This is a genomic window from Polyangium mundeleinium, from assembly GCF_028369105.1.
GTDB lineage: Bacteria > Myxococcota_A > Polyangia > Polyangiales > Polyangiaceae > Polyangium > Polyangium mundeleinium.
This window is the reverse complement of record NZ_JAQNDO010000001.1, coordinates 10,954,212-10,972,595: the sequence shown is the minus strand read 5'-3', so window position 1 is coordinate 10,972,595 and position 18,384 is coordinate 10,954,212. Positions and strand designations below refer to the sequence as shown.

Below are 18,384 nucleotides of genomic sequence, written 5' to 3'. Positions count from 1 at the left end.
ATCAGCCCGCCGGCGCGGGATCCCCGGTCGGCGGTGAATCGCCCTTCTTGTCGTCTTTCTTTTGCTCTTCCTCGCTCTTGCCCTTGAGCCAGGGGAATCGCTCTTCCTGCTTGGCCCACCATTTCTTGAGGTCCTTGTAGAGCCAGCCGCCCTTCGAACGGCCCGTGACGTCACGGAGCAGAATGGCGGCCTGGCCGTGGCCGACGCGCGCGGCGAAGAGGTCGTTCATGACCGTCTGCGCGGTGTTCGTGCGGCGGACCGAGTCGAGGTGGTCGAAGAGCTGCTCGACCTTGTTGAGGACGCGTTGGCCAAGGCCTGCTTTGCCCGTCGCCTGGAGTTTCGTGACCTTGTCCCGCTCGAGGTTGCTCAGGCGTTCGAGGGCGGCGTTGATCAGATTCGCGTGCTGCTGCCAGTCGGGATCGTCGGAGGTCTTTGCGCGTTTGGTCGCTTCGAGGGCCTCGCGGCAATCGATCAGGCTGAAGTCGTTGTACGACATGAAGAACGTGAGCACCTCGGCGCGCGCGCTCGGCGTGGTCTCCATCTTCTCGATGTTCAGACGCACGCGGTCCATCGAGAGCCACCGGTACACGAAGTCGAGGCCCGTGCCCTTGATGTTCTGCGTGCCCATGATGCGCACGTCCATCCCGGGCGGGATCTGCTTGACCATGAAATCGATGACCTGGTCGCCCGTGGATCCGGAGTTCCAGAGGACATAGACGCGTTCGAGGAAGAGCTCGCGGTAGGCGGCGCGGAAGATCCCGTCGGCCTCGGCCCACGCTTTCTGGTCGAGCGCGCCCGAGACACGTTTCTTCGCGTCGTCGCGAATCTTCGTGCGTTTGGCGTAGCGAATCGTGTGGGCGACGATGTCGGGGCGGATGTCGTCCTTGCCCTCGGGAGTTGATTTTCCGGACAAGGCTTTTTCAATCGCGGCGCCGAGCTCCTCGGGGGTCGCGGAGAAGAGCGGGCGGGCGTCTTCGACGATCTTGCGCGCGTCCTCGTCCTCCATCGGCAAGGCCTTGAGCATGATGAGGAGCGTCTCTTCGAGGGCTTCGAGGCTCGACCGGGTGCCCGTGCGGCGGAGGTATTCGTCGAATTTGACGAGCGCCTTTTCCTTGTCGGCGTCGGCGGTGATGCGGGTGCCGCCGAGCCAGCTGTCGAGGGCCTCGGTGATGAACTGCATCATGCCGCCGAGGTTCGTGTTGATGAGGACGATGTGGTCGCAGCCAGCGTCGTCGACGAAGATCTGCGCGAAGACGCGGGAGCGGGCGACGCGGTCGGCGCGGTTGTTGACGACGGCGCAGGTGGCCCGGTCGGGCGTCTCGTCGGGGTTGTGTTTGTCGTAGGCGAGGCGCGTCCAGTTGGAGAGGAAGCCGGCGCGCTCGTTCGCGCTCATTCCATTGGAGAACGTGAGCTTGCGGCCACGGTATTCGACCGTGGGATAGGTCTTCAAGACGCCGAGGTCGAGGATGACGTGGTCGGCGATCTCGACGAGCGCTTTTTCACGGTCGATCTGGAAATAATCGGCGAGCTCGAGGACGAGGGCGACGTTGCGCGGGTGCTCCTGGTAAGGGAGGCGCTGGAGGAGGTCGACGGGAATGATGTCGGCCTCGATGGGCTGGACGTGGACGAGGTTTGTCCGTTTGCGGCGTGCATTGTCGAGGAAGAGCGGGAACATCTGCTCTTCCGAGGTGAAGGTGACGCCGTCCTGGGGCATGAAGCAGGAGATGACGCGCGCGACGTCCTCACCGCCGGGGCCCTGGATGTCCTCGTGGTCGGGATAAGCGTTCGTGAGCGTCGTGATCGGGTCCTGCATCCATTCGTTGCAGAGGGTCTCGACGAAGCGCGGCTGGAGCGCCATGCACTCCCAGAGGAAGACCTGGCAATGGAGGTTTTTCCCCGTGAAGAGGACGTTGCGCTGCTCCCAGATCGTGGCCTTGTCGTAGGGGCGATAAATGAAGATTTCGCCGGCCGGGAGGTCCCGCATCGCGTGAATGAACATGGCCTCGCAGCCGGTGGTCTTCACGACGACGTCGTACCGCATGGCGTGGAAGAGCGCGGCCTTCAAGCGCTCGGAGCCGGATTTGCCGCGCGTGCCCCAGCCGCCGATCGAGAGCGGAATCGCGGCGCGCGCCTTCTCGATGCCGCGCATGATGACCGCCGTGCGAAGCATGAGATACGAGAAGAGGCCCCACACGACGACCGCGAGGTGCGCGGGGGTGTTGCCCGAGGGCGACAACAAGAACGAGAGGACGTGCTCGGCGATCGGCGGGAGCGCAAAGGGGAGCGGGGCGTAGAAATTGCGCGGGAGGTGCGGGACGAGGTTGAAGCGGGCGTTTTCGATTTCGCCCTCGGTGTCGACGACGTCGAGGGAAAATCCGAGCTCCTGGGCTTGCTGCCAGAAGAGCTTTTTCTCGCGCGGCTCGCTGGCGCCGAGCGAGCGCTGGCGGACGAGCGCGAGCTGCGGGTATTCGAGCGAGAGCTTCCACCGCGCCCGCATGCGCTCCTTCAGCGTGTCCGGGCCGCGGAGGAGGACGGTGCCGACGGGCGTGATCATGCGGAGGGGTTTGCCCGAGATGGAGCAGACCGAGAGCAATTCGTCGACGCGAGGCAAGAACGGGCCCCAGCCGGCGACGGGCGGGCAGAGCTGGCGCTCGCCGGGGACGCGGGTGGGCGTGACCTCGGCCATACCGTACGGCGGGACGACGATTTCGCCCTGCCAGACGCGGCCCTGGGTATGGGCGTAGCCCTTGCGTTTGTCCGGCATGGGCGTCTTGAGCTCGTTCCAAAAACGCCAGAATCGCCAGTGTCGGGGCTCGCCGCGCCAGAGGATGTATTTGCCGGGGCCGAGCTTCTGGAGGGAGACGGTCATGTCGCCGCGCGCGGCGACGGCGAGGGCACGTTCGAGGTCACGCGTGGGGGTGTTCGGCGGGACGTGGAAGCGCGAGGAGCGGCCTTCTTTGATCTTTTCGAGTTTGTCCTTGAAGCGCTGCGCCAGGGCCATGAGCTCGGGCTCGGCCGCGACTTCGAGCCAGCGGAGCGTGGCCGCGGCGCCCTCCGTGAGCTCGGCGCCGGCCTTTTCGTTGTTGGCGAGCGTGGCGAGAGGCTCGACGAAATACCCCGGGCGGAGGACGGGCGTGGTGCCGGCCGCGACGAGCTTGACGGATTCGAGCGCGACGCGCACCGGGAGCGAATCTTCGGGTTTCGTGAAGGCCCGCTGGATGACGCCGAGGAGCGCCTCGGCCGCAGCCGGGTCGCCATTCTCGATCGGGGGCTCGTTGCCAGCGCGGGGGCCCTCGCAGGCAAAGCCGCCGGCGCGCTTCGTGAGGACACGAATGCCGAGGCCGCGGACGCGGGGCGATTTGTCCTCGGTGATGATTTTGACGAGCTGTTCGAGGCCGCCCTCGCTGCGGGTTTGTCCGAGGAAGCGCGCGAGCTCCTGGCGGACGTGTTCGCTCGGGTCGTCCTTGGCGATGAGGCCCGTGTCGAGGCGGGAGCGGTCGTCGGCGAGGGTGCCGAGGATGCGCAAGGAATTGCGGCGAATGATGGGGCCGTCCTTGCCGGAGCGAATGCGGAGGCGCTCGGAGATGACGCCACGAATGCCGTCGGGGAAGACGAGGGAGGCGATTTCGAGGGCCGCGACCTGCGCCCAGCGCATGGCGTCGACGCCGCGGGCCCACGCGAGGACCTGGCGGGCGCGCTCGACGCCGAAGCGGCCAAGGCGCTGCGAGGGGTTGAGGCGCGCGAGGAGGGCCGCGAGGACACGCAAGGCCGCGACACGGACGGGCTGCGGGCGTCCGGTCGAGGCGTGGGACATGGCGAATTCGAGGACGCCGCCGCCGGAGAGGAGGCGGTAGGCATCCCCATCGGTGAGGGATTTGGCCTTCGTGATCGTCGCTTCGTAGGCGACCTCGACGGCGTCGACCTGGTCGGCGATGCGGGCGGCGAAGCGCTCCTGGACGGCCTCCATGTCGAGCCAGCGCTTGGTGGCCTGGACGTCGCGGCGTGCGTCGAGGCGGGTCTTCGCGGAGGCGCGGAGGTGGTCGATGAGGAGCTTGCGTTTGTCCTCGTCGGTGGCGGCTCCCTGGTAGGCGACCATGAGCGAGGCGGCCTCGCCATTGAGGCGGTCGAGCTCGCCGACGGCGACGTCGGCCGCGCGAACGAGGGAGGCGATCATGATGCCCGGGGGGTGCGGTCCCGGGCCGAGCTCGGCGGCGATGTTCTCGGCGATGCGCTCGACGGTGGGGGCGCGGAGCTTCGCCATGAGGGGCGAGACGCTCTGGAAGAGCTCGATCGCGAGCCCTTCCCGCCCGTCGGCATGGCGGGATTTACGTTTCGTGAGCGCGGGAGCGAGAGGGTATCTCAAGGCGGCGTACCCCAGGTCGGGTCGGAGGAGGTGCGGCGTCTGTCGATACGGCCGCTGCCCTCTTCGAGCCGAGCGCGGAACGGGGCCTCCCGCGGCGGCAAGTCACGAAGGCCCCTGCCGCCCGCGAGGTCGTAAGCCACGAAGATACCGCCGGAGAGTCGGAAGGGCGAGGTTTCCCGAGGGACGTCGAGCAACACGCGGCCCTCGGCCCCGGCGCTGAGGCGGTGGCCCCGCATGAGCCACGTCCAAAACGTGAGCTGGGCGTTGACGCCGCTCCGAAGGAAGGATTCGGGGCGGTCGTAGCCGGCCGGCCGGTAACTCGTGAAGGCGCCGAGGGTGATCCAGGGCGTGAAGCCACGGCCCGGGAGGAGGTGGAGCTGGGCCTCGAGGTCGGCGCGGTCGATGCCGGCGAAGTCCGGGGTGGTGCGGGTGGAGAGGCCAACGCTCGCGAGGGCGTCAATGGCCGGGCGGAAGAGGGCGCGGAGGCCCACGACGCCGTACGCGGGGTGGGTGCTGGAGTAGCGGGTCCAGACTTCGCGGTCGGCGTCGTCCTGGCCGGCAAGGTTGGGGTCGGTGAGGACGAGGGCCGCGCCGCCCCAAGGGACGAGGGAGACGGAGTCGGCAAGGGGGATCGACCAGAGGACGCCGGCGAGGGCGCGAGCGCCAAGGCCGAAGGTGTCGACAGGCTGGGCGACGACACGTCCGCGGACGAAGAGGCCAGGGATGAAGCCGTTGGGGGCGAGGTCGAAGGAGCCAGCGACGCCGAAGCTCGGGGCGCCGAAGCGGGCGCGGGCGAAGACGGAGCCTTGGGTCCAGGCGTGGATCGTTTCGATCTCGCGGCGGAGGGCGACGCCGACTTCGAGGAGGCGCGCGCCGGTGAGGTTGTCCTCGTCGCCGACGTCGAGGTCGACGAGGCGCGCGTAGACGGAGGTGAGGAGGCTGCCGGGATCGGCGTCGGAGACGATGTCGGGCGCGACGCGGAGAGGCGGCTCAGGGGCGCCGGTGGGCGCAGGGCGGAGGCCAGGGACGGGCGGGGCGCGGCGGGGCTTGGGCAGGCCGATGGGGACGGCGAGCTGGACGCGGACGAGGGCGCGGCCGCCAGGCGAGGTGACGTGGAGGGTGTGCGGGCCGTCGGGGAGGACGGGGATCCGTTTTTCGAGCTGCTGGCCGAGGGGGACGAGGGTGTTCCGGTCGCCGCCGACGAGGTGCGCGGCCGGATCGGCGGTGGGATCGAGGAGGAGCTCGCCGCGGGAGGTGGTGCCGGGGAGGGGGATCTGCGGGTCGAGGGACCAGCCGAGGGTGCGAGGTTCGCCAGCAGGGCCGCGGGCTTCGAGGCGGACGACGGTGGGCGCGGCGAAGGCGAGCTCGAGCGGGCGATCGGGGTCGATCTCGAACCACTCGGAGACGACGCGGGCCTGGAAGGAGAAGCCGCCGGCGCCGGAGAGGCGGGCCGAGCCGATGATGGTGCGGCCACGCGGGGCGCGGATCTCGACGCGGTGCGGGCCGCGGGGGATCGAGAGGGTGCAGGCGGTGCGGGGAGAAGCCGGGGCGTCGCCGCACGGGGCGGGTTTGCCGTCGATCTCGACGCTGAGCTGGCAGAGCGGGTCGTCTTCGAGGGCGAGGCACTGGGTCTCGACGCCGAGGGTGGTGGGCTTGCTCTGGCGGACGCGGAGCTCGACGTGCTGGCCTTCGGCGAGGAGGAGGGCGTCGTCGGGGACGTCGAGCAGGGCGCGGCGGACCTGGACGCCGAGCGACGGCGTGCGGCCTCCGCGGACGTCGACGAGGCCGGTGCCAGCGGCGTTGTCGGCGCGGGCGACGGCGAGCCAACCCACGGCGGGCGCGAGCCGCGCGAAGGCGTGCGAGGCAGGATCGCCGTTCTCGACGGCGTGCTGGGCGAGGATGAAGCTGCGCAGGGCGCGGGCGCGGTCCTGCTCGTCGGCGGCGCGATCGGTGGAGAGGGCGGCGGCGCGGGCGAGGGCCGGGCCGGAGCGGTGCGTGAGGCCGATGCGTTCGAAGACTTCGCTGGCGATCCAGCCGGCGCCGGTGCGCTCGGTGAGGACGGCGTACATGAGGCCGTCGGCGTCGGTGGAGGCGCGGGCGTTGCCGTCGGTGAGGGCGGTGAGGGCGGCGGCGGTGTCGTCGGCGGCCTGGGCGCGGCGAGCGCGGGTGAGCGGATCGAGCTCCTTCGGCAGGGGAAGGGGCGGTATGCGCGGGAGGAGGCCGAGGGGGACGACGGCCGGGCTGCCAGCAGGGAGGAGGAGCGCCTGGGGAGGGGCCTGGGTGTCGGGCTCCTCGGCGGTTTCGAGGGGGATGTCGCCCTTGCGATCGAGGGCGGCGAGGGTCCCGTAGCCGAGGGATTCGAGGGCCTCGGCGCGTCGCTTCCGGAGCGCGTCCTGCGCGGCGGGCGGGGCTTTTTCGAGCTCGCGGGAGGCGTCGCGGACGCGGGCGAGGAGGAGGGCGATGGCTTCGGGGGCAGTCTCGCGGGCGGCGGCGGGGATACGCGGCTCGGGGGCGCGTTGCGGGTGGAGGCGCGCGGAGACACGGAGGAGGGTCTCTTCCTGGGTCTCGACCTGGATTTCGCCGGCGTCGGCCGGGACGGGGACCTCGATCGCGCCGGTCGCGCCGTGGTCGATCCAGGCCTCGTACACGCGGTCGCCGACGCGGACATGGAGGCGGCGCGGCTTGCGGGTTCCGCTCTCGGCGACATGCGCGACGACCCGCGCGACGGTGGCGCGGCCCGGGTCGGGGACGCGGAACTTGGCGTCGCCGTTCAGCCGGATCCAGCGGGTGAGCTCGCGCAGGGTGTCGCAAGGCGCGGCGCCGTCGCGCGGGATGCGGGCGAAGACGGGGACAGCGCCGGCGGGGCGCTCGAAGGCGTGGCGGCCGGGCGTGACGGCGACGCCGGTGCCGAGGCCGGCGCCGGTGTGCACGGCGGCGGCGATGTTGTCGATGAGGAGCGAGGTCTCCGGGGCCGGGTCGGTTTGTCCGGAAATGACGAGGAGGCGGGTGTGGGTCGCGGGCGCGGGCGGCGGGAGGACGTCGATCTCGGCGCGGCCTTCGCGGAGGACGGTCCAGCGCAGGCCCCGCGGGCCGACGAGGGCGCAGCGGGTGCTGCCGACGTTGTCGAAGGGGACGGAGATGTCGTTCCAGACGACGGCGCCGGAGGGCGGATCGAGCGTGTCCCAAGGCGCCTCGCGGACCCAGGTTTGGCGCGCGCGGTTGGCGGCGCTGGGCAGGTCGCCGTGGAGCCAGGCGTATCGTTCGGCGAGGGGCGCGGCGGCGGGGCGGCGACCGTCCTCGGGCGGCGAGAGGATGGCGCGGAGGGCGTCGAGGGCAGCGCGATCGTCCTCGTGGGTGGCCTCGGGCAGAGGGCGCTCCCAGGGGCGCGGCGGGGGAAGCGTGCGGGCGTGGGCCGCGGTGAGCCGTTCGAGGACGGCGCGAAGAGCAGGGCCGGCGGCGCCCGCGGGGAGGGCGCGGGCGAGGTCGAAGGCGCGTTCGGCGGCCTCGCGGGCCTGCTCGGGGCTCGTGGCCCAGCGGACGGCTTCGGCGAGGAGGAAGGCGCGGAAGGCCGGAGGGACGTCACTCGCCTGGACGCGCTTCAGCACAGCGTCGACGTCATGCGCGGCGCCCGTGCGATCGGCGGCGGCGGCGAGGCGGAGGACGGCCGCGGCCGCGGGTTCCTTCGCGCCTTCGCCGAGGGCGTCGAGGCGGGCTTCGCGATCCCGGGCGCGCGGGGCGATGTCGAGGACGTCGGTGCGCTTGCGGAACGCGGTGGCGGCGACGGCGATCTCGCCTTCGAGGGCCTCGATCGAGACGCGCCGTGTATCGACGAGCAAGGGGATGCGGATGCTCTGCGTCGCCGTCCATCGCTGGGCGTCGGCGGTGCGGGTCGCGACGTCCCACACGAGCTCGCGCACGACGAGGTCACCGGCACGGACGATGGCGCGGGCCGCGCCGATGCCACGGGCCTGGATGGAGAGGCGCACGACGTCGGAGGCGGGCGCGTCGACGACGATGCTGTTCGCCTTGGCGGCGAGCGCGCCGCGGGAGGCGAGGACGAGGCGCCACGGGGAGGCGTCGGGCTCGGCGGTGAGGTGATCGGCGGCTTCGCGGGCATCCCGGCCGCCTTCGAGGACGACGGGGCGGCGGACGAAGTACGGCTCGACGAGAGGGCGAACGAGGAGGGAGCTTTCGAGCCAGCGGACGGTGAGCCAGTCGCGGGTGGCGTCGGGCGGCGCGGCGTCGAGCGCGCTTTTCGCGGCGAAGATCCAGCGGAGGATCGAGGCGGCTTCGGGGATGGTGGTCTCGGGCCGGGGAGAAGCCGGATCACGCAGCCAACGCGTGACGTCCTCGTCGAGCCGATGCCAGGCGAGCGAGGAGCGGAGGAGGCTGCCCATCGAGGCGGTGATCGTGGCGGGTTTGTCGGACCGAACCACGAGGAAACGGGCGCCGGTCCACATGGGGACGTCGACGACGCGGGATTCGGTGGTTCTGGCGGACGTCGGGGCGGCGGTTGGTGGGGGGTTCGGGGGCGCAGCTCCGCTTGTCGGAGCGGAGCCCCCGAGCGTGGACAGCGGCAGCCACGTGACCGCGTCGGGCACGTCGCGCACGCCGGTGCCGAGGCCGACGGCGGTGATGGGACCGTCGAGGCGGACGCGATCCCCAGGCTCGATGGGCAGGAGCAGGACCAAGCCCTTCGCGAGGGAGATCGGCACGCTCGGATCGACCTCGACGGCACCGCCCTGCGTGGGGGTGTCGAGCGAGAAAGGCGCAACACGGGCGCGGGTCGGCGCGACCCAGCCGGGCGGATCGAGGCTCGCATCGGCGCGCGCTCCCGCGGGAGCGAGGCCGAGGACGAGCCCGAGGGCCGCGGCGAGGGCAGACCGAACGTTCATGGGTTCGGGGGCTTCGGCGGGGCGAAGATCGGATCGAGCGCGGCGGCGAAGCGCGCGCGTTTCTGCTTGTCAGAGCCGAGCGCGTCGCGAACGGTGCGCGCGATCTCGACGTGGAAGAACGGCGCGCCGAGCTCGCGGCAGGTGCGCGCCTGCTGGTTGATGGTGCCGCCGAGGATCGAGACGTCGGTCGGGTAGACGCGGACGCGGGTGTCGGCGACGGCGGGCCCGAGGCGCGCGGCGAGGCCCGCGGCGTCGGCGTTGCTCTTCGCGGCGCTCACGATGACGCCCGTGCCTTCCGACTTGTCGTCACGGAAGCCGTGGATCTGCACGGTGACCGCGCCTTGCATGAGCGCGACGAGCTCGCGATGGGCTGCATGAAAGAACGAGTGCTCCGCGTGGGCCACGTCCGACGCGACGACCGGCGCCGCCGCGTTCGGATCATCCGCCTCGTCGCGATCGACCCCGGCCGGCTCCTCCACGGCCGCGCCCTTGTCATCGTCCTTGTCGTCGTCCTTGTCGTCGGCCTCGTCCGCATCGGTGTCCTTGTCCTTGGATGCGGCCTTCTCGTCCTTCGTTCCGCCGTCCTTCGCGGCGTCCGCGGGTTTGTCGATGTAGCGGTGCACCGTGTTGATCAGGAGCACCCGCGCCGCTTGCGCATCGAATACGGAGAGCGCGATCGGCAGCGTGCCTGCGTCGTAGAACGTGTGCGGCGCTTCCACGAGGATCGGCCTCGCGCGCCCGGTGCGCATCACGATCGCGCCCGCACCGCGCTTCTTTTTCCGCGCCTCTTCGAGCAGCCACACATCGCCGAGCACGCGCAACGAAAACCCCTCGGGGGCCTTCTTCGGCGGCTCCTTGCGTTCGGTCGCGGCGACGAGCGCGTCGCGCACCCAGGCGGCGTACGCGCGCTCTTCCTCGTTCGTCGGCGCCTTGTACGTCACGGTGCGGCGACCGCCCTTCCGCAGCTTAGCGATCCGCTCTTCGAGCGCCTTCGTCGCCCCCTCGTCCACCTGGGGCATCATGGCGCCGGCCTCCGAGGGAGGACAAGCGGCCGGCGCGGGTGGGCTCTTCGGGCAGGACGGCGCCCCGCAGCCGAAGAGCAATGTCATCGCGAAAAGCCCTGCCCATCGCGCTTTTTTCACAGATCGTCCTCCGACCAAAGCCTCGGCTCGAGGTCTCCCGGCAGCGGCGCCTGGCCGACGAGCACCGCACCTATCCACACGCGATCGACGCTCTCGATCTTGATCGTCCGGAGGCCGGGCTCGAGGTCGTCGCCGATCGGAATCTTCACCTTGGCGAGCCCGTCCAGGTTCTTGCGCGCGTCCTTCGCCGTGCGCCGCGCCTCCCAGAGCAAGCCCATCCCCGCGTCGCCCGTGCGCCCCGAGAGCTCGCCGCTGCCTGTCGTGATCGACCGGAAAAACGCGCCCTTCTGCCGCACGGGTTTGGCCCCGTCGATGCTGTAGCGAATCTTGAACGGACGCGTCGACGCCTCGCTGATCACGAAGAGCACGAGCGTGAGCGACTCGCCCGTTCGCTGCCGGAACGTGAACGAGAGCGGCTCGCGCGCGGGCAACTCGAAGACGTCGCGCCGGCGCATGATCGCGCCGCCCTCCCACGGCGCTGCATCCGCGTACGCGAGCCCGTCGCCGATCCCCTTCACCTGGATGTCGTGGATGCCGGCCTTGACGCTCGCCCGGAGCACACCCGAGAGCGACGCGATCGGCTGCTCGACCATATTTTGGCCGTCGATCCAGAGCTCGGCCATCTTCCCGAGCCGCGACGGGTGCGCTCGGTAGAGCACCTTCAGCCGCCCGCCGCGCTCCCCCGCGTAGCCGATCCCGAGCTTGAGCGGGTTCTCCAGATCGAGCGGCGTCCAGCCGTCGTTCGGCAAGAGCTCCTTCGCGGCGATCTCGTACGGCGCGAGGAAGCGGCGTCGGACGGGTGCTTGATCCGGGACGAGCGTGCGCTCGGGCTTCTGGCCGGCCTCGCTCGGCGAAGGCTGGCCGCGAAGCTCGATGCGCACCTGTTCGTAGAGGTCGGCGATGCGGCCCTGGCGTTCGAGTTCGTTCTGGTTCTCGGCGCGGATGGGCGTCCAGGTGCGCACGTCGAACGGCGCGTATCGCCAGATCTCGTTCTCCGCGAGCTCGACGCGGTACGGCACGCGCAAGATGTCCTCGGGCACGCCAGGATCGAGCACGCGCAGGTGCACGCGCATGTGCGCGTCGCCGAGGATCTCGATCTTCGTGGCGCCCTTCGGGATGCGCAGGATTGCGCGGCGTGGATCGGTCGCGTCGGCCTCGGTCTTGTCGCTCCCTGCGGCGATCGCGCCCTCCGCGGCTTGATCTCGCGGCCTGCCCCAGCGTTCGAATCGCGAGCGCGGCAAGATCTGGCGGAGCTCGGCGCGCTCGTTCGGGCCGGGGCCCCAGCGCGCGACGACCGTGCCGGCCATCGAGTCGGGCGCGCCCGCCTCGGGCAGCTCCGCGCGGAGCAGGAGGCCGAGGTACGGCTGATCCGGCGCCACGCGCGCGAGGACCGGGCGCTCCGGATCGAGCTTCAGGTACTTCACGACCCGCACGTCGGGCCGGATCTCCAGCCGATCGCCCTCGAACGGCAGCGCGATCAGATCCCCGATCTGCGCGCGTTCGTACGGTTTTGGAAGGACGAACCGCACGAGAAAATCATCGCCCTTGCCCTCGACCACGAACGTGCGCGGGTTGAGGCGCGACGACGACACGTGGAAGACGCCGTCCTCGGGCACCGTGAGCATCCGAGCGCCGCCGCCGCCGCCCTCGCTGACCGTCACGGATCGCCCCGGCGGCGCGAGCACGTCGAGCTCGACGGGACCCATCACGTTGACCGCGGCCGCGTGTCGTTCGCCCACGGAGTACCCCGGCACCGTGCCCGCGGCCGCCGGGAAGGGCGTGCGGTAGTTGCGGAGCAAGAGCCGCCGGAGCGTGTAGTCCTTGCCTTCGAGCCCGGCCGCGTCGAGACGCCGATCCCAGCCGGAGAGCGCGCGTGATCGCGCCGTCTCCGGAAGATCCTCGAAGCCGAGCGAGGTCATGTCTGACACGACGCGTGATCGATCCTCGTCGTCGAGGCTCATCTCGTAAAATGTGCGCTCGTACGAGCCGCGCCGGTATCGACCTTCCACGCGCGAGAGCACATCCTTCACCGAGATCGGCAGCCCCCGCATCCGCATCACGCCGCCGCGCGGCAAGAGCTCTGCGGTGGTGATCGTGGTCGTCCGTGGATCGAGCACCCACTCGTCGCCCTGCGCGACCCGCGCTGCGTACTCGCCCGCCGTGGCGCCGTCCTTGTCGTCGCAGGAGAGCCGGCTCTCCAGCTCGAACCGGTGCGTCTGGACGTCTTTGCCGTGCTCGTCGACGAACGTCGTTTCGAAGCCGTACGAAAATCTTCCCTTTGGATCACAAACGGTCACGCGGGGCACGAGGGCCCAGGTCGAGACCACGACCGCGTCGATCGACGCGGGAACCTTCACGGCGACGGGCTTCTCGGGGTCGACGCGATAGGCGAGGATCTCGTCCATCGCCGGCAGCGCGAGGTGGGACGCGGGCGGCGGCGAGGTGAGCGGCCAGAGCAGTGCCGCCCAGCCGAAGAAGAGGATCGCGACGATGAACCATCGGATGATCACGGGCTCTCCGTCACCCGGATGCTGGTCAAGCCCGTCGCGACCGCGCGCCGCACCCGCACGATCGAGGTGAGCGGCTTCGGCGCGCGCGGCACCCGCGACGTACCGAGCGGGACCAGCACGACCTGCCCCGGCTCCGCGACGAGCGCCCAGATCCGCCGAGACACCGCGTCCCGGACCACCTCGACGTGGCACGCCCGATCGTCCTTGATCGCCGCGCGCAGATCGAACGGATTGTTCTGATCGAGGTAACGCTCGAAGCTCTCGAGCCGCGCATCCACGTTGCACCGGCTCGCCGCATCCGCCGTGAAGCTCGGGCAGCGCGCCTTCGTGGCCTCCGCCGGGGCTGCGTCGTCCGTGCCCTTCTTTTTGCCCTCCGTCTTCTTCGCCGCGCTCTTCGGCGCCGGCGCCTGCACTTTGCACGCGACGAGTTCGAACGCGCGCGACGCCACGTCCTCCGAGCCGAGATCCACGCCGAGCCGCCCGAGCCGCGGCGTGAGGATGCCGTCGCCCTCGACCGCGGACATCGCCGATCGCAGATCGCCCGACATGTACACGAGCGCGAAGCGACCATCGGCGAACTTGCGCGCGTAGCTCATCGAGAGGTCCGCCGACCCGTTGTACGGCGCGTGCTCGCGAGCGCCGTCGAACATCCCCACGCGCAGGCCGAGGTCGCCGAACACCTCCACCATCGGCCGCGCCCACGCCGGCACCTGCTCGCGCCGGATCACTTCACGCCCGAACGAAACCACGAGATCGCCCGTGTAGTCCCGCTCCGGCGCGATGCCCTGCATGCTGATGCCGCTCTTGCCCTCGCCGAGCCAGACCTCATGCAAGCGCTGGAAGAACGATCGGCGCGACACCCGGCGCCGCGGGTCCGCGAGCCCGCGCGGATCGGCGCTCGGCAGCGCGCCCGCGATCAAGAGGCCGCGCGCACCGAGCGCGTCGTACAGCGACAAACCCGCGCCGAACGTGCCGATCTCCCAGCGCGGCGCCGGCACCTCGACGAGGATCTCCCCCGGCGCGATCACCTCTCTGCCTGACGTTTGGGGCTGCTGCGGATCGCCTCCGGCGTCCTCCGCCCCAAGCCCCAGCTTCTCGACCTTCACGAACAGGCTCGCGTTTCCGCGCCGCCCGCCCGTCTCGTCCTCGACGAGCCCCCACGCCTCGATCTCGCCGTCGGGCCGATGCACGCGCACGATCGCGTACCCGAGCCGCGCTGCCACCGCGCGCTCCCACGCCGTCCACCGAGGCTCCATGTCCGCGTGCGTCATCCGGCGCGCGAGCGTCGCGTCGAAGAGGCGCAGCTCCTCGATCGTCGGCCCGCGATACCCCGCCGTCCCCACCGACGTCAACGCGACGACCCGGCCCACGAGCTCCTGCCGCAGCCCGCCCGACCACACCTCGACCTCACGCGCGCCGAGCAGCGATCCCCCGACCTCCTCCGCGAGCGACAGCGGCACGCGCAGCGTCGGCGCGTTCGACCACGGCCGCTGCGACGCGCCCTGGATCGGCGCCCTCCACGACAGCGTTACATCCGCGCCGAGCATGCGCCCGAGCGCCATCACGTCGAAGCCCTCGGGCACCGAGCCGACGGCGCTCACGCCCGGCGCCGCGTCCCCGCCCGCCTCGACGACGAGCATCTGATCCAGTCCGAGCCGCTTTCCGAGCTCCGCCGCGAACGCCTCGTCGAGCGCCCGCTGCCCCTCGTGCCGCGACAGCAACACGATCGCCCGCGCCCCGAGCGCCTCCGCCGCCGCGTGCGCGAGCGCGGGCAGCGCGGAGCCAGGCCCCTCGGGCGACGCGAGCACGAGAAAGCCTCCTCGACGCGCGACGAGCCCCGGCGTCGACTTCGGCCGCACCGCGAAGCGCGGCGCCGGCGTCACGTCGTCCGGATCGATCTCCGACGCGCGCGGCCGCGCCACGACCCAGCCGCCCTTCTCCTCGCGCATCACCAAGAGGCCTGCGGTCTTCGCGGCCGTCAGCGTTCGCGGCGAGACTTCCTCTCCGCCCCGCGCGTCCGTGAATCCATCGACCTCGGTCGCGACGTCGAGCGCGACCTCCACCGCTGCGATCCCCACCGATCGCTCTGCCGCGGGCCTCGGCCTCGGCCCTGTGTCGCCCAGCGTGAGCTCGTACGGCACGCTCGCATCGATCGCGATCATCGCGATCTCCGAGACGGCGGCGCGCGGCACGAGCAGCCCCTCGGCCTTCACGAGCCCGTAGCCGATCCCGTTGCCCACGAGGAACGCGGTGATCGACACCTGCAGCGTCGGCATGACGACGATGCCGATGTGGTCCTTGTTCCACATCTTCACCGCCAGAAGACTCGGCAAGAGGTAGCCGAATCCGAAGTAGTCGATCATCGGGACACCCGGCCAGAAGTAGGCCAGGACGAACCCGAGGATGACCTTCACGAAGAAGCCCGTGATGTAGCACATGAGCATGCGCCGCGGGCCGACGATGAGCATGCGGGAGAAGGGCGGGACGCTCATCAAGAACTTCGATGCGCCGTACACGAGCAGCGCTTCGACCGTGGTCGTGACGAGCTTCAGCGGCTCGTAGCACGCGACCGCGAGCAGCCCCGGCACGAGGATGCCGTTGTAGTCCCAGCCGTACCGGACGTTGTTCCGCGCGCCGAGCAGCGCGCCGATGACGAGGATGATCTGCGCCTTCGGCGACTCGAGGAACTTGATCGAGAGGCTCTCGTTGATGACCTGGAAGCGCGAGACCGAGAGGTTCGTCGTGCGCAGGAGCAAGACGAGCAAGATCCAGGTCAGTACCGTGACGAACCCGACGCGCGGGAACGCCTTGATGATGCCCGCGTTCCAGAACGTGTTCGACACGAGCGGCACGAGCACGAGCCCCACGCTGTAGAGCTCACGCGAGTGCGCGAAGCCGTATTGCGCCTCGATACGCGGCACGATGACGCCCTCGAAGAGCAGCCGCACGAGCACCGCGCCAACGATGAACAGGTAGAAGCGCTCGCGCCCGAACGCCGCCGACCACGCGCCGAGGTGCGTGACCCATCGCCCCACGCCTGCGACGAGCCAGTACGTCACGACCGACTCGACCACGATGAAGAGCGCGGTCGCGGGCGCGGCGATGAAGATCGTCGCGAGATAGCCGGGGACGACGAGGCCTGCGTAGGTCCAGCCGAACAGTTCGGTCAACACAGTCCCGATCACGAGGCCGATCAGCACGGCGACGTGCAGGCTTCGATCGAGACCGTTGGGCGGGAGGACGGCGAGAGAGGCCAGCATGAACTCGCGGCTCAGGAGCTCCGGCGCGAAGGAAGGATGATCTTCGCGCCGCCCGGGCCGCGCTGTCGAGTTAACGCATGATCCTGGATCAGGGGAGGGTGAGCGCGAGCCCCATCGCGTTTGGCGCGCCCCATCCCGTCGGATAATCCCATCCCGTCTTGGGCAGTTTGTTGGCTGGCGTGGTGCCGTCCGGATCCGTCACGGTGATGTCGCGGAACGTCGCCTTGACGGCGGAGTTCGAATACAGGATCGAGTTCAACCAGCCGGCCTGCGGCAGGTTGTTCGCCGCACGGTAGTGGTTCACGACGGCCATGATCCCGCCGAAGACCGGCGACGAGAACGACGTCCCGCCGTAGCCGCTCTTCCACTCGCTGAGATAGTAGATGAAGTAGCCCGCATACTGCGAGGCGTGGACCGCGAGGTCCGCCGTCGCCCGGCGCGGCGGCGCGTTGATCTCGACGTTCGTGACGTACGGCGTTTGCCACGCGGGCATGAGGAACGAGAGCGAGTCGCCGCAGCCCGAGGCGTACCAGTTCGTCTCCTGCTGCAGCGTTCCGTTCGCGTTCCAGAAGAGCCGCGTGCCGCCGACGGCCGTGACGTACGGGCTCACCGAGGGCGTATCGGCCTGCGCCGAGTCGCCCGTCGCGGCCATGACCGTGATGCCGAGCGCCGCCGCTTGCAGCGCCGAGTCGTGGTACTGGATGCGCACCGGTGCCGGCTCGGAGTCCTCGCGATGTGCGAACGAGTCGGTGATGATCGAGACCTCGTTGCGGCCGATCGCCTCGTTGAACGTGTAGACCATCGACGTGTTGCGCGCGTCGTGGCCTGCGTAGACCATCAGCGTCGCTCCCGGCGCGATTGCGCCGGCCCACTCGATGTCGAGCGTCGTCTCGATGTACCGCGTCGAGGGCGGCTCCATCGTGTACGTGACCACCGGGTCATCGCGGATGATCCCGAAGGACTGCCAGAACGACTGCAGATCCTTGTACCGGAACATCGCGCCGACCGTGACGCCGAGCTTCACGCCCTGGCCGCGGTAGCCCATGCTGTAGAGCTGATCGACGCCGTACGCCTTGGCGATCTTCGCAGGCGACTGCCGGTTCGTCGGGACGGTCTGCGGCTGCACCGAGATGCCGCCGCCCTCGGGCGTGAGCGGGGTCTTGTCGGCCGCGAAATCGGCGGTGATCACGCCGCCGATCCGCTGCGCCACCCAGAGCGGCACCTTGAGCGGCTCGAGCGTGCCGTACACGTCGATCGGCGGGTTGCCTTGCTGCGGGTTCTCGCGCTCGAAGACGTGCAGGTTCGTCTGGAAGACCTCGTTGAACTTCGAGACCTTGCCCTGGAACTCGATGAGCAGGCGGTTCGACGCGACGTACGGCACCGTGAAGCCCTGCGATTCGAGCCAGAGCTTGACGAGGTGCAGATCGACCTCGGGCGGCGCGTGCTGCGCCATCCACGCGTCGACCGTCATGTAGTCCCGGAACATCGGGTGGCCCGGGTCGTAGATGTGCGAGATCGTCTCTTCGAGGAGCGCCTTGTCCCGCATCGGGAAGGCGATCAGCGAGCGGAACTCCGCGTTCGGGTTGGCCGGGCCGAGGTCCATGTAGACGCCCGGCAGCGGGTTCGGGATGCCGTCGATGCTCGTCACGGGCTCGAGCTCGGCGTCGGTGAAATCGGGGAGCGCGTCGGGCAATTCGCCTGCATCCGGATCCCCGCCGCCGCCTGCGCCGCTCGACGAGCTCGACGAGCTGCTGCTGGACGAGCTGCTGGACGAACTCGACGAGCTGCTGCTGGACGAGCTGCTGGACGAGCTCGACGAGCTGCTGGTGGACGGGCCCATGCCGCCACCGCCGCCTTCGCCGCCGGTACCTCCCTGGCCACCCGTGCCGCCGGTGCCGCCTTGTCCGCCGCCGCCTTGACCGCCGTCGCCGCCTTGACCGCCTTGACCGCCGATGCCGCCCTGGCCGCCGATGCCGCCGGCGCCGCCTTGGGCGGTCGAGCCTGCGGTGCCGCCGGGAGGCGTCTCTCCGGAGCCTCCGCTGCAGCTAGTTGCGGCGAACGCGGTGCCGTTGACAAGGGCGAGCAGCGCGAGCACCCGCGCTGTGGTGGAGGAAGGGAATCGCAAGGACAGCATGGTGGGCGATGCTCCCTCCATGCGAGGAAAAAATCCACCAATTCCGGGTGATGTGCAGTACGCGTTCCGGGCGGAAGCTT

At 70.3% G+C, this 18,384-nt stretch carries 6 protein-coding genes; all 6 read right to left on the bottom strand.

Going from position 1 to position 18,384, the window contains the following annotated elements:
* Position 1: 1 nt before the first annotated feature.
* The 6 genes from POL67_RS43160 to POL67_RS43135 all read right to left on the bottom strand — a co-directional run bounded on the left by POL67_RS43160 (position 2) and on the right by POL67_RS43135 (position 18,304).
* Complete coding sequence (locus POL67_RS43160) at positions 2 to 4,363, bottom strand: capsule biosynthesis protein CapB (RefSeq protein WP_271927042.1); 4,362 nt, start codon at positions 4,361 to 4,363, stop codon at positions 2 to 4.
* Positions 4,360 to 9,258 carry a hypothetical protein gene (locus POL67_RS43155; protein ID WP_271927040.1) on the bottom strand — a complete coding sequence of 1,633 codons (4,899 nt, stop codon included), beginning with the start codon at positions 9,256 to 9,258 and terminating at the stop codon, positions 4,360 to 4,362. Before POL67_RS43155 ends, POL67_RS43160 begins: the two co-directional genes overlap by 4 nt.
* Complete coding sequence (locus POL67_RS43150; protein WP_271927038.1) at positions 9,255 to 10,367, bottom strand: hypothetical protein; 1,113 nt, start codon at positions 10,365 to 10,367, stop codon at positions 9,255 to 9,257. Before POL67_RS43150 ends, POL67_RS43155 begins: the two co-directional genes overlap by 4 nt.
* A gap of 29 nt (positions 10,368 to 10,396) precedes the next feature.
* On the bottom strand, positions 10,397 to 12,910 hold the full coding sequence (locus POL67_RS43145) for a hypothetical protein (RefSeq protein ID WP_271927037.1): 2,514 nt from the start codon (positions 12,908 to 12,910) through the stop codon (positions 10,397 to 10,399).
* On the bottom strand, positions 12,907 to 16,170 hold the full coding sequence (locus POL67_RS43140) for a poly-gamma-glutamate biosynthesis protein PgsC/CapC (RefSeq protein ID WP_271927036.1): 3,264 nt from the start codon (positions 16,168 to 16,170) through the stop codon (positions 12,907 to 12,909). Before POL67_RS43140 ends, POL67_RS43145 begins: the two co-directional genes overlap by 4 nt.
* Positions 16,171 to 16,258: 88 nt before the next feature.
* Positions 16,259 to 18,304: a S53 family peptidase gene (locus tag POL67_RS43135; RefSeq protein ID WP_271927034.1), complete on the bottom strand. Its 2,046-nt coding sequence runs from the start codon at positions 18,302 to 18,304 to the stop codon at positions 16,259 to 16,261.
* Positions 18,305 to 18,384: the final 80 nt, after the last annotated feature.

What these genes read in the sequence shown, in the direction of transcription:
- POL67_RS43155 (WP_271927040.1), bottom strand. Translation starts at nt 9,258, where the DNA reads ATGAACGTTCGGTCTGCCCTCGCCGCGGCCCTCGGGCTCGTCCTCGGC.
- POL67_RS43150 (WP_271927038.1), bottom strand. Translation starts at nt 10,367, where the DNA reads ATGACATTGCTCTTCGGCTGCGGGGCGCCGTCCTGCCCGAAGAGCCCA.
- POL67_RS43140 (WP_271927036.1), bottom strand. Translation starts at nt 16,170, where the DNA reads ATGCTGGCCTCTCTCGCCGTCCTCCCGCCCAACGGTCTCGATCGAAGC.
- POL67_RS43135 (WP_271927034.1), bottom strand. Translation starts at nt 18,304, where the DNA reads ATGCTGTCCTTGCGATTCCCTTCCTCCACCACAGCGCGGGTGCTCGCG.